This is a genomic window from Nonomuraea sp. NPDC001684 (genome assembly GCF_053596515.1).
The window spans coordinates 1-12,044 of sequence record NZ_JBSFGJ010000289.1 but is presented as its reverse complement, the minus strand read 5'-3'; the positions used below and the strand labels follow the sequence as shown (position 1 = coordinate 12,044).

At 72.3% G+C, this 12,044-nt stretch carries 11 protein-coding genes and 3 tRNA genes; 4 read left to right on the top strand and 10 right to left on the bottom strand.

What is annotated here, in order from left to right; translation table 11 throughout:
- The 5 genes from ACWCSD_RS35695 to ACWCSD_RS35675 form a co-directional block, all read right to left on the bottom strand.
- Positions 1 to 1,004: nSTAND1 domain-containing NTPase (locus ACWCSD_RS35695; RefSeq protein WP_449921572.1), on the bottom strand; the 1,004-nt coding region annotated here is incomplete at its 3' end.
- Positions 1,005 to 1,234: 230 nt separating this feature from the next.
- Positions 1,235 to 1,309, bottom strand: a tRNA-Val gene (locus ACWCSD_RS35690).
- A 1-nt stretch (position 1,310) separates the two neighbouring features.
- A tRNA-Cys gene (locus ACWCSD_RS35685) sits at positions 1,311 to 1,384 on the bottom strand.
- Between the two features lie 16 nt (positions 1,385 to 1,400).
- Positions 1,401 to 1,472: transfer RNA gene (locus tag ACWCSD_RS35680), tRNA-Gly, on the bottom strand.
- Between the two features lie 48 nt (positions 1,473 to 1,520).
- Complete coding sequence (locus ACWCSD_RS35675) at positions 1,521 to 2,156, bottom strand: ACT domain-containing protein (protein ID WP_358285500.1); 636 nt, start codon at positions 2,154 to 2,156, stop codon at positions 1,521 to 1,523.
- 78 nt (positions 2,157 to 2,234) lie between these two features.
- Here ACWCSD_RS35675 and dusB point away from each other — a divergent pair, with 78 nt between their 5' ends.
- Entirely contained in the window at positions 2,235 to 3,344 is a 1,110-nt protein-coding gene (gene dusB, locus ACWCSD_RS35670; RefSeq protein ID WP_352325166.1) for a tRNA dihydrouridine synthase DusB, read from the top strand.
- 76 nt (positions 3,345 to 3,420) lie between these two features.
- Here the strand turns inward: dusB and ACWCSD_RS35665 are convergent, their stop codons facing one another.
- The gene (locus ACWCSD_RS35665; RefSeq protein WP_397165802.1) at positions 3,421 to 4,200 is read right to left on the bottom strand and encodes a phytanoyl-CoA dioxygenase family protein; all 780 of its coding nucleotides are present in this window, start codon (positions 4,198 to 4,200) and stop codon (positions 3,421 to 3,423) included.
- A 41-nt stretch (positions 4,201 to 4,241) separates the two neighbouring features.
- Between ACWCSD_RS35665 and ACWCSD_RS35660 the strand changes: the two genes are divergently transcribed.
- Positions 4,242 to 5,171: a helix-turn-helix domain-containing protein gene (locus tag ACWCSD_RS35660; RefSeq protein ID WP_449921569.1), complete on the top strand. Its 930-nt coding sequence runs from the start codon at positions 4,242 to 4,244 to the stop codon at positions 5,169 to 5,171.
- Between the two features lie 55 nt (positions 5,172 to 5,226).
- Here ACWCSD_RS35660 and ACWCSD_RS35655 read toward each other — a convergent pair whose 3' ends face one another.
- On the bottom strand, positions 5,227 to 5,730 hold the full coding sequence (locus tag ACWCSD_RS35655; protein ID WP_397165799.1) for a DUF2087 domain-containing protein: 504 nt from the start codon (positions 5,728 to 5,730) through the stop codon (positions 5,227 to 5,229).
- 8 nt (positions 5,731 to 5,738) lie between these two features.
- Here ACWCSD_RS35655 and ACWCSD_RS35650 point away from each other — a divergent pair, with 8 nt between their 5' ends.
- Entirely contained in the window at positions 5,739 to 6,302 is a 564-nt protein-coding gene (locus ACWCSD_RS35650; RefSeq protein WP_449921566.1) for a hypothetical protein, read from the top strand.
- A 131-nt stretch (positions 6,303 to 6,433) separates the two neighbouring features.
- On the opposite strand, the gene ACWCSD_RS35645 is transcribed toward ACWCSD_RS35650, so the two are convergent.
- Genes ACWCSD_RS35645 through ACWCSD_RS35635 form a run of 3 tightly spaced genes read right to left on the bottom strand, consistent with a single transcriptional unit; the run spans position 6,434 to position 10,825 of the window.
- A complete protein-coding gene (locus tag ACWCSD_RS35645; RefSeq protein WP_387664859.1) occupies positions 6,434 to 8,932 on the bottom strand; it encodes a DEAD/DEAH box helicase in 2,499 nt (832 codons plus the stop codon).
- A 45-nt stretch (positions 8,933 to 8,977) separates the two neighbouring features.
- On the bottom strand, positions 8,978 to 9,535 hold the full coding sequence (locus ACWCSD_RS35640; RefSeq protein WP_449921564.1) for an N-acetyltransferase family protein: 558 nt from the start codon (positions 9,533 to 9,535) through the stop codon (positions 8,978 to 8,980).
- Between the two features lie 36 nt (positions 9,536 to 9,571).
- Complete coding sequence (locus ACWCSD_RS35635; protein ID WP_397165794.1) at positions 9,572 to 10,825, bottom strand: acyltransferase; 1,254 nt, start codon at positions 10,823 to 10,825, stop codon at positions 9,572 to 9,574.
- A gap of 186 nt (positions 10,826 to 11,011) precedes the next feature.
- Between ACWCSD_RS35635 and ACWCSD_RS35630 the strand changes: the two genes are divergently transcribed.
- On the top strand, positions 11,012 to 12,044 hold a 1,033-nt coding region (locus tag ACWCSD_RS35630; protein ID WP_449921561.1), incomplete at its 3' end, for a sensor histidine kinase.

The following is a 12,044-nucleotide window of genomic DNA, read 5'->3' as shown; positions in this document are numbered from 1 at the left end:
CCCGCGGCCGTGTAGCTCGCCACCGTCAGCACCCGGCCGCGCCGCCGCCGCCAGGTCTCCAGCAGCGCGTGCGACATCAGCGGCAGCGCGCCGGGCTCGCCCTCCACCTCGCCGACGATCATGGCGGTCAGCTCGCGCTCCACCACCAGCCCGGCCCCGGCCGCCGGCCTGACGATCGCCGCCCGCAGCTCGGCCGCGCTCATCGGGCTCATCAGCAACGTCGCGTCCCTGGCCGACTCGGCCAGCCCCCGGTGCCCGGCGCACTGCCCGAAGAAGTCGGCCCGTACGGCCAGCACGACCCGCGGCCCCTCCTCGGCCCGCGCGGCGGCCAGCAGCGCGTCGATGAAGGCGGCCCGCCGCGCCGGGTCGGCGCACAGGGCGAAGACCTCCTCGAACTGGTCCACGACGAGCACGTCCGCCCGCACGCCGGCCTCCTCCGGCCGCGGCTCGGGACCGGGCGTGACCACGCGGACCACCGGCGGCCGGCCGCCGGAGTCGCCGGTCCGCAGTAGCCGGGGCACCAGCCCCGCGCGCAGGAGGGAGGACTTGCCGCTGCCGGACGGCCCGACCAGCAGCACCAGCCGGTGCTCGCCGACCAGCGCCGCCAGCCGCTCCACCAGCGCGCCGCGCCCGAAGAAGCGGTCCTGGTCGCTGGTCTCGAACCGGGCCAGGCCCAGGTACGGGGCGGGGGAGTCGTCCTCGGTGGCCGCCTGGGCGAGGGCTTCCCGATCGGCCTCCGCCCAGCGCCGCCGCCAGGTCTCGACGTCCCCGCCGCAGGCCCGGACGTAGGCCAGGGCGACGGGCAGCGAGGGCAGCCGGTAACCGGCGGCGGCCTGGGCGAGGGTGGCGGCGGAGTAGTGGGCGCGGGCCGCCATCGCCCGGTAGGTGAGGCCGCCGGCCTCCTGGCGTAACTTGCGCAGCTCGTACGCGAATCGGGCGACGGGCCCGGAGGCCGGGTCCAGCGGCTGCTCACGACGGCCCAACGTTCCCTCCAGCGGATCCACTCAAGATCACGTTACTGGTCACGAGAGATACGGAGTCGCCGGCCACCCCGATCAGGACGTGCCGGGCGCCGCGAACCTGCGTCCGTTCCACGACAGCGGGCCGGAGCCCGTCACGGTGAGGCCGGAGCTGGTCACGGTGAGGGCGGCGGGTCGGATCCCCTCTTCGAGGGAGGCCGGGCCCGGACAGCAGAAAGGCCAGACCCCGTCGTTCCGGGTCTGGCCTTGGAGTGTGGTGGACGATACTGGGATTGAACCAGTGACCTCTTCCGTGTCAGGGAAGCGCTCTCCCGCTGAGCTAATCGTCCTTGGAGGTGGAGACGGGATTTGAACCCGTGTGGACGGCTTTGCAGGCCGCTGCCTCGCCTCTCGGCCACTCCACCGAGTCGAACCACTCCGAGCGGAAGACGGGATTCGAACCCGCGACCCTCACCTTGGCAAGGTGATGCTCTACCACTGAGCCACTTCCGCGCTGTTGCGTGCCTAACTCTAGCGCCTTTTCCGACCAGATGCTTCCCGCTACTTGCGAAGCCGGCGGGCGACGCCGCGTTCGGTGGCCGGCAGGCTCAGGAAGATCTCCAGGATCCGGGTGAGCCGGTGGACCTCGATGCGGTGGAAGGCCGGACCCTCGGAGCGGGCCAGCAGCAACGTCAGGGCGAGCGGCGGGAGCGGGGCGTGGATGGCGTGCACGCCGCCGTCGAGCGTGAGGGCCGCCGGGCGTGGCGGGGCCGGGCTGGGGACGGTCAGGCCCTGCGGGGCGCGCCAGCTCGCGTAGACCACGCCGTGGTCGGCGGCGGTGGCGGCCCAGTCGGCGCTGAACAGCACCGGCAGCGAGTCGACGAGCGTGGTCAGCGCGCGGTCGCCCGCCGTGGTGATGTACTTGAGTATCTCCAGCTCGGGGTAGGTGCCGGCGGTCTCGCGAGTGGTCCAGATGCCTTCCACGCGGACGTCGTCGACGCTCTCCAGGCTCTTGACCAGCACCTCCCGGGGGGTGCTCTCGGGGCAGAAGACGGTGATGTCGTCGACCGCCGAGCCGGCCCCCCGGTCGAGGACGGTGACCTGGGTGATGTCGGCCCCCGCCGTGCCCAGGGCCTTGGTGACCTGGGCCAGAGACCCCGGACGGTCGGGCAGCGCCACGCGCACGCGAAGAAGCATCGATCCCTCCCTGGTGATGCCGTCCACAGCCTATAGGCGAATACCGCTTCCGGCCTGAGCTGCGCTACAACTGACGGAGTGAAGATTGGGCCGATTGGGGCATGGCCGCCCGTGGTGCTGGCGCCCATGGCGGGCATCACGAACGCGCCGTTCCGGGTGTTGTGCCGGGAGCAGGGCGCCGGGCTGTTCGTGTGCGAGATGATCACGACGCGGGCGCTGGTCGAGCGCAATCCCAAGACGCTCAGGATGATCAGGTTCGCCGAGTCGGAGCGGCCGAGGAGCCTGCAGCTCTACGGCGTCGATCCCGACATCGTCGGGCGGGCGGTGCGGATGATCGCCGAGGAGGACCTCGCCGACCACGTCGATCTCAACTTCGGCTGCCCGGTGCCCAAGGTGACCAGGCGCGGGGGCGGGTCGGCGCTGCCGTACAAGAGGAACCTGCTGCGGCGGATCCTGCGGGCGGCGGTGGCGAACGCGGGGGCGCTGCCGGTGACGATGAAGATGCGCAAGGGCATCGACGACGACCACCTGACCTACCTCGACGCCGGCCGCATCGCGGCCGAGGAGGGCGTCGCGGCGATCGCCCTGCACGCCCGCACGGCGAAGCAGCACTACGGCGGCGTGGCCGACTGGGCGGCGATCGCGCGCCTGAAGGAGGCCGTGCCCGAGATCCCGGTGCTGGGCAACGGCGACATCTGGTCGGCCGACGACGCGTTGCGCATGGTGGCGCGCACCGGCTGCGACGGCGTCGTGGTGGGGCGCGGCTGCCTCGGGCGTCCGTGGCTGTTCAAGGACCTGGAGAACGCGTTCAACGGCAGCCCCGAGCGGGTCCGGCCGACGCTCGGCGAGGTGGCCGGGACGATGGAGCGCCACGCGGCCGGCCTCACCGAGTGCTTCGACACCGAGCGGTACGCGATCGCGGACTTCCGCAAGCACGTCGGGTGGTACCTCAAGGGGTTCGAGGTCGGGAGCGCGCTGCGGCGGGAGCTGGCCACGGCCGAGTCGCTCGACGGGCTCCGGGAGGGGCTGGCCAAGCTCGACCATGACCAGCCGTGGCCGCCGAACACCGACACGCCCCGGGGCAAGTCGGGCGAGCGTCAGAAGGTGCAACTGCCTGACGGGTGGCTCGACGACCCGTGGGACTGCGTGGTCCCGGACGAGGCGGAGTCGGACATATCCGGCGGCTGACGGCGGGGGCGGAGTGGGCGTCCGGCCGGCCGTCGGACATATCCGGCGGCTGACGGACCGGTTCCTGGTGGGGCGGTCAGTGGGGGCCGGTGGCCTCGGTGCCGCACGGGCCGCCGCCGGCCGACGGCTCCAGCAGCACGCGCTCGCCGTCCATCGTCAGCGTCTCGTACCAGGACGAGATGCGCTCGGCCGAGCGGCCGGTGTAGTGGCAGATGAAGCTGCGCCTGAACCGGTCGGCCGTGCTGTTCGGCTCCGACCCGTGCACCAGGCTGCCGTTGAAGAAGAGCACGTCGCCGGGCTGCATGTCCACGGGCACCCGCTCCAGGCCCGGCGGCGGCGGGACGTACTCGCGGGTGAAGGAGAGGTCCTGGTCGGCCTCCTCCGGGCAGAACAGGTCCATCAGATGGGTGCCGGGGACCACTTCCAGGCCGCCGTTGGCGCGGTCGACGCGGTCCAGCGCCACCCAGGCGGCCACGCACGTGCCCGGCTCGACGCGCAGGTAGAAGTTGTCCTGGTGCAGCGCCTGCCCGCGGGCGCCCGGCGGCTTGAAGTAGAACATGCTCTGGGCTGCTATCGGCTCCTCGCCCAGCAGCTCGCGCAGGATCGCGGCGAAGCGGGCGTCGAGCAGGTAGCGCAGGGCGACGTCGTTCACCTGGTGGGGGTGCATGATCCGGGGGTAGTCGCGCAGGGCGTCGTAGGGCGCGCCCGGCTCCTGGGGGACGGGCGAGAAATGCCCGGGTATCGGGCCGGCGGCGTGCAGGGCCATGAACTCATCGCGCAGCTCGGCCACCTCCTCGGGAGCCAGCAGCGCGGGGACGAGCACGTACCCCCGGTCGTGGAAGTCGTTCAGCCTCATGCCCTTCACCGTAGGGACCCGGCGCGTGGGACGGTATGACCGTGACCGCTGAGAACCTGTCTGTTCCTGCTGCCGAGCTGATGATCGTCGGCCACTACGACAAGCCGGCGGGGTACGGCACCCGCCGCCCCCACGGTTCGCCGAGCTGGCTGCTGCTGTGGACCCAGGCGGGGGAGGGGCGGGTCGAGCAGGCGGGGGCGGCGTTCACCGTGCGCGAGGGGGACCTGGCGGTGCTCGGGCCGGGCTCGGCGCAGCGTTACCGGGTCGCGCCGGGAGCGGGGAGATGGCGGTTCTGGTGGGTGCACTTCCAGCCGCGCCCGTCCTGGACGGCCTGGCTCGCGCCGTACGCGCTGGCCACCGGCTGCCACCTGGTCGAGGGGGTGCCGGTCGGGGTGCGCGACCGCGTCGACCGGGCCTTCGACCGCGCGTTCCAGGACGCCCGCTGGATCCCCGGCCACACCGCGCCCGCCGCGCCCGTCCCCTCCGTGCCCGCCGCCCCCTCCGGGCCGCCGTCCGCCGCGCCGCCCGCGCCGGCGGTCGTCATGGCCAGTCCCGCCCGGGAGCTGGTGCTCGGGGCGGTGGAGGAGGTGCTGGTGCTGGCCACGGCCTCGGCGGGGGCCGTGCCCGCGCCGGGGGACGAGGGCGGGGACGAGCGGGTGCGCCGGGTGCTCGACCTCATCGCCGCCGAGCCCGGGGCCCAGCACTCGGTCGCCTCGCTGGCCCGCGCGGTGGCGCTGTCGCCGTCCAGGTTCGCGCACCTGTTCGCGGCCGAGACCGGCCTGACCCCGATGGGCGCCGTGCGCCGGGCGCGGGTGCGGCACGCCGCGAGCCTGCTGGAGGTGACCGACCTGGACGTCGGCCAGGTGGCCGCCGCCTCGGGGTTCGTCAGCCCGTTCCACTTCAGCCGCGCCTTCAGGCGCGAGTACGGCCTGCCGCCCCGCGACTACCGCGCCCGCCTGCGCCGCCCCTGACCCCCGCCAGCCCCGGCCCGGCTCAGGCCCCGGCCCGGCTCAGGCCTCGACCGGCTCACACCTCGACCGGGCCGCCGCTGCGCCAGTAGACGTTGCCCTCCCTGGACAGCAGCCCTTCGTCCACCAGGTAGCGGCGCAGCGCCGCGAAGTCGTCGTGGAAGGCCCGCAGAGCCACGTTGACGTCGGTCTCGGGGTAGCGCACGCCCGGCTCGAACACCCGCGAGACGTAACGCAGCACGATCAGCCGCTTGTCGCGGCGCATGCCCATGGTGGTCAGCCGGCCGTCGACCAGGAACGTGCGCAGCACCCGCTCCTCGGCGCTCAGCTCGGCGGGGGGCTCGGCCCGCTCCCGCAGCAGCTCGCGGAAGCGCTCCGGCCGGGCCCGCCACTTGCCGTCGTCGTCGCGTTCGGCCAGGCCGCCGCTGGCCAGGCGGTCGAGCGCCTTGGGGGGCAGGTCACCGGTGTCACCGAGCACCAGGGACGCGAGTGCGCGCAGGGTGTCGTCCTGGCAGAGCAACCCGAGCACGCGTCTGAGGTCTTCGTCGCTCACCCCTACCATTTTGTCCCATGATCGCAGCACTGTTCGTCGCCGTCGGCCTGGCCATCCCGGGCAACTTCCTGCTGTACGAGAAGGCCGCCGCCAAGAAGGACCCCAACCCCGAGCACAGCTGGACGGTGTCGGGCAGGAAGAGCGCCCAGCTCGTCGTGAACCCGTGCCAGAAGGCGGGGCTGGGCCAGGCCGGCCGCACGGCGGCCAGGACGATCGTCTACACGTCGGTGCCCGACTACTCCAAGTCCGAGCAGGTGATCCTCTACTCCTCGCCGGAGGCGGCGGGCAAGGCGGTCGGCGACCTCAGGGCGGCCGTACGGGCCTGCGGCACCGCGGCGTACCGGTACGGCGCATCCAAGATCGCGCTCGGCGACGAGGGCCTGCTGGTCACCGGCCAGGCCTACGACCACGGCAAGCCGGCCGTCGGCGGCGAGCGGGCCGTCGTGACCCGCCGCGCCAACGCCCTGATCGTCTACACGGCCGGCGGCGAGTGGGGCAAGCCTGCCAAGGCCGACTTCAGCCGGCAGCGGAAGGACGCGGGCACGATGCTCGCCAAGATCTGCACGCTCGCGGAGTGCTGAATGTCTCGATCTTGAGACGTCGCCATGACCGGACGCCTACTTTCGCCGTCCGACAATGAAGCGACAAGCCGGTGCCGGAACGCCCTTGCCAGTCCGTTCCGGCACACGGCTTGTTCTCTTTCCGCAGCCGCTCAGAGCCGGTTGAGGCCGAGCACGTGCAGCACGGCCCGGCCCTCCTCGTCGGAAGAGGTCAGGTCGACCTGGGCGTCGATGCCCCAGTCGCCGTCGCCGGCCGGGTCCTTGATCGTCTGGCGCACCCGCCACAGGCCGCTCTCCTCCTCGATCCGCAGCAGCGCGGGCCCGCGCGCGTCGGCGTCGGTGAAGATCTCCTCGTGGTCGGCGTAGTACGCGTCGAGCGCCGCGCCCCAGTCGACGTCGGGGGCCAGCTCCTCCAGCTCGTCCTCCTTCTCGATGGCGCACAGCTCGACCAGCCGGAACATGGCGTTGCGCACCAGCACCCGGAAGGCCCGCGGGTTGGCCGTGACCGGCCGCACCTTGGTCTCCAGCTGCGCCTGGCGCTCCAGCGCCTCCTCGGGGTTGGTCAGCTTCTCCCACTCGTCGATCAGCGAGGAGTCGACCTGCCGGACCAGCTCGCCCAGCCACTCGATGAGATCGACCAGGTCCTCGGTCTTCAGGTGCTCGGGGACCGTGCGCGACAGCGTGCGGTAGGCGTCGGCCAGGTAGCGCAGCACCGTGCCCTCGGAGCGGGCCAGCTCGTAGAACTGGATGTACTCGCCGAACGTCATCGCGCGCTCGAACATGTCGCGCACCACCGACTTCGGGCTGACCGTGTAGTCGCCGACCCACGGGTGGCCACGCCGGTAGGTCTCGTACGCCCCGAGCAGCAGGTCGTCGAGCGGCATCGGGTACATGACCTCGGCGAGCGCCTCCATGCGCTCCTCGTACTCCATGCCGTCGGCCTTCATCTGGGCGACCGCCTCGCCGCGCGCCTTCTTCAGCTGCGCCGACAGGATCTGGCGGGGGTCGTCGAGGATGGACTCGACGATCGAGACCATGTCCAGCGCGTACGAGGGCGACTCGCGGTCGAGCAGGTCGAAGGCGGCCAGCGCGAACGTGGACAGCGCCTGGTTGAGCGCGAAGTCCTCCTGCAACTCGATCGTCAGCCGGGCCCGCCGGCCCTGCTCGTCGGGCTCGGCGAACTGCTCGACGATGCCGCCGGCCAGCAGCGACCGGTAGATGGCGATGGCCTGGCTGATGTGCCGCCGCTGCCACTTGCGGTCTTCGTGGTTGTCGGTGAGCAGGTGTCTCATCGCCTGGAAGCAGTCGCCCGGCCGGTTGATCACGGCCAGCAGCATCGCGTTGCTCACCTTGAAGCGGGAGTTGAGCGGCTCGGGCTCGGCCTGCTGCAACTTCTCGAACGTCTCCTCGCTCCAGCCGACGAACCCCTCCGGCGGCTTCTTGCGCGCGTAGCCGCGCCGCCGCTTGGGGTCGTCGCCGATCTTGGCCAGCGCCTTGGCGTTCTCGATGTCGTGCTCGGGGGCCTGGCAGGCGACGTAGCCGATGGTGTCGAAGCCCGCGCGCCCGGCCCGCCCGGCGATCTGGTGGAACTCGCGGGCGCGCAGCCGGCGGACCTTGTTGCCGTCGTACTTGGACAGGGCGGTGAACAGGACGGTGCGGATGGGCACGTTGACGCCGACGCCGAGCGTGTCGGTGCCGCAGATGACCTTCAGCAGCCCCGCCTGGGCCAGCCGCTCCACCAGCCGCCGGTATTTGGGCAGCATGCCGGCGTGGTGGACGCCGATGCCGTGCTTGACCAGCCGCGACAGCGCCCGGCCGAACCGGGTGGTGAACCGGAAGCCGCCGATCATCGCGGCGATGGCCTCCTTCTCGGCCTTGGTCGCCATGTTGATCGACATGAGCGCCTGTGCCCGCTCCATGGCCGCGGCCTGCGTGAAGTGCACGACGTAGACGGGGGCCTGCCCGGTGGTGAGCATCTCCTCCAGCGTCTCGTGCAGCGGCGTCATCCGGTAGGAGTACACCAGCGGCACCGGCCGCTCGGCGTGCTTGACCACCGCCGTGGGCCGCCCGGTGCGCCTGGTCAGGTCGCGCTCGAACATCGACACGTCGCCGAGCGTGGCCGACATCAGCACGAACTGCACATTGGGCAGCTCCAGCAGCGGCACCTGCCAGGCCCACCCGCGGTCGGGCTCGGCGTAGAAGTGGAACTCGTCCATCACGACCTGGCCGATGTCGGCCGCCGCGCCGTCGCGCAGGGCCACGTTGGCCAGGATCTCGGCCGTGCAGCAGATGATGGGCGCGCCCGGGTTGACGCTGGCGTCGCCGGTCATCATGCCGACGTTGGCGGTGCCGAAGACGGCGCACAGGTCGAAGAACTTCTCCGACACCAGCGCCTTGATCGGCGCGGTGTAGAACGTGCGCACGTCACGGGTCAGCGCGGCGAAGTGGGCCCCGGCGGCGACCAGCGACTTGCCCGAGCCGGTCGGCGTGGCGAGGATCAGGTTGCTGCCGGAGACGACCTCGATGAGGGCCTCCTCCTGGGCGGGATAGAGCGTGAGCCCCCGTTCGGCGTTCCAGGCGACGAACGCGTCGAATATGACGTCGGGGTCGGCGTCGATGTCTTCCGGCAGGCGGTCAACGAGAAGGCTCACGTATCTATCCTGCCGAAGTTTGCCGGGTGGTCGAACCCGCGGCCCCTACCGGAGGTCGAGTTGCATCAGCACGGTGTCGATCCAGCGGCCGTGCTTGAACCCCACGTTGCTCAGCCGTCCCGCCTCCTGGAACCCGAATGCGGCGTGCAGCCGCAAGGAGGCGGGGTCGCCGCCGTCGGCGATCACCGCGATCAGCGAGCGGGCGTCGGTCGCCGACGCCCGCCGGATCAGCTCGCCCAGCAGCAGGCGGCCGAGCCCGCGGCCGGTGGCGCCGGGCGCCAGGTAGATCGAGACCTCCAGGCTGTGCCGGTAGGCGGGCTTGGGCCGGTACTGGCTGAGGTAGGCGTAGCCGATGACCGGGCCGATGACCGGGCCGGTGACCGGGCCGGTGACCGGGCCGTCGTCCCCGCCGTCGTTCCCGCCGTCGTCCTCGGCGACCAGGAACGGCAGCCCCGCCGCCGTGAGCGCCGCCGCCTTGGCCCGCCACTCGCCGGCCCCCGGCGGCGTCTCGTCGAACGTGGCCACGCCGCCGGTCACGTAGTGGGCGTAGATGGCGGTCACGGCGGGCACGTCGGCCTCGGTCAGGTCGCGGATCGTCGTCATGCCGCCCGATTGTGGCCGGGACGCGTTTCGCCGGTGTTACACGCGGGCCTTCGGCGCGGTCAGCAGCAGGCCGCCGAGCACCGCGAGCACCGCCAGGAACGGGCCGCCGCCCGGCACGAAGCCGCCCACGGTCAGCGTCAGGATCCCGGCCCCGACCAGCCCCGCCGCCCCCAGCATGACCCCGCGGCCGGCGGTCCCGTACGGCAGCGACGGCGGCGTCTCGAACCTCGCGAACGCCCGCACCAGCCCCCACATGACCAGGCACAACATCCCGAACCACACCGGCCAGCCGGCGAACCAGAACAGGCTGCCCGGCTCCGGCGTCTCCACGCCCAGCAGGACCACGACCACGCCGGTCACGGCGAACAGGGCGGGCATGTGCCACAGGTAGACCGTCATGATGCGCGGGCCGGCCCAGTCCAGGACGCGGCGCAGGGGCAGCCGGACCAGCCAGGGGCGCAGCAGCACGGCCAGGCCGATCTGGCCGATGCCGACGGCCATGATGGCCAGCGTGGGCGGGGCCATGTTGGACACCTCGGCGCCGGGCAGGCCGATCATGCTGCCGGGGTAGGGGCCGAACCCGACCAGCAGCGCCGCCACGCCGAACCCGCCGGCCGCCAGCAACGCGGGCAGCCGCACCCGGCCCTCGGCGTAGAAGAAGCCGATCTGGTGGACGGCCAGCCACACGAAGACGATGTTCACGTACCCGGCCGCCTCCAGGCCGGTCGAGAAGCGCACGACGTCCGTCAGCACCGCCCCGGCCGCCAGCGCGACGGGGACCAGCACGCCGAACCTGCGGTGCAGGCGCAGCGCGTACGGCGTGACCGTGACCGCGATCAGGTACACGGCCAGGAACCACAGCAGCTGCCCGGTCAGCTTGGCGCCCACCGCCAGCGGCTGCTCCGGCACCCCCAGCGTGAGCAGCACGTGGGGCAGCGGGATCCACACCGCCGCCAGCGGCAGCAACGGCCAGGCCAGCCTGCGCAACCGTCCGGCCAGCCACTCCTGGTCGCTCTTGACCGACCGGCCGCGGCTGATGGCGTTGGCCGCGCCGCCGGCGAAGAACACCAGCGGCATGACCTGGCTGAGCCACGTCACCACCCACACCCCCGGCGTGGACAGCGCGTTGCCCGTGGTCAGCCGGCCGCCCTCGTAGGACAGGACGGGGATCGTCCAGTGCTGGAGCACGATGAGCGCCATGCCGAGCACGCGCAGCAGGTCGATGAACGGGTCCCTGGCCGTCGCGCGCGGCGCCCGTACCGGGGCGGGACGATCGAGCAGGACGGTCATGGGGGAGCCTCGTTTCGAGCGGGGAGCGGATGACTCAAGGCTTCCGTCCAGGACGCCTGAGCACACTGCCGCGGGCCGCCGTCTTCAGGTCAAGATCACACCACCATGGGGGGTAGGGCCAGCCCTACCCCCGGACGCCTGCGTACCTGCTCGTACCGCCGCGCCGGGGGACTTAGCCTTCATGGCATGCGCTCCCTGATGAGGCGTGTCCTTCTCGACACCCGCTACACGCTGGTCGGTTTCCCGACGGCCGTCATCGGCTTCGTGACCATGGTCGCCGGTTTCGCCGCGGGCGTCGGCACCGCGATCGTGTGGATCGGCGTGCCGCTGCTGGCCGGCACGCTCCTGGTCGCGAGGGGCTTCGCCGACGCCGAGCGCGGCTGGCTCTCCGACGTGCTCAAGCGCCCGCCGGTGCGGCCGCGTTACCGTCCGGCGCCCGAGGGGGCGGGCCGCTTCCGCCGCATCGTCAACCCGCTGACCAACGGCCAGTCATGGCTCGACCTGCTGCACGGCATCCTGAACTTCCCGTTCGCCATCCTGGCGTTCGTGCTGACCGTGGTGTTCTGGGCGATCCCGATCGCCGGGCTGACCTACCCGCTCTACGGCCTGGTCACCTCACGCATCCCCGGCAACGCGGAGCTGCCCGAGCTGCTCGGGCTGGGCTCCGGCTACGTGGTGAACACGATCTTCTACGTCTCGCTCGGCCTGGTCTTCACATTCGTCATGCCGTTCATGGTGCGCGGGGCCGCGCTGGTCAGGGCCGGGCTCGGCCGGGCGCTGCTGACCGGCGTCGCCGAGTTGCAGGAGCGCATCGACGACCTGGCCGAGGGCCGGGCGGCGGCCGTGTCGGCCGAGGCCAACGCGCTGCGCAAGCTGGAGCGCGACATCCACGACGGCCCGCAGCAGCGCCTGGTCTCCCTGGCCATGGAGCTGTCCAGGGCGCAGCGGCAGCTCGCCAAGGACCCCGAGGCCGCCTCGGCCACGATCAGCTCGGCGATCAGCGCCACCCGCGAGACGCTCGACGAGCTGCGGGCCCTGTCGCGCGGCATCGCGCCGCCCATCCTGTCCGACCGCGGCCTCGCGCCCGCGCTGGCCGCCCTCGCCGGACGCTGCACGGTGCCGGTCGACCTCGACGTGCAGATCGTGGGCCGCTTCCAGGCGGCGACCGAGAACGCGATCTACTTCGTCTGCGCGGAAACCCTGACCAACGTGGCCAAAC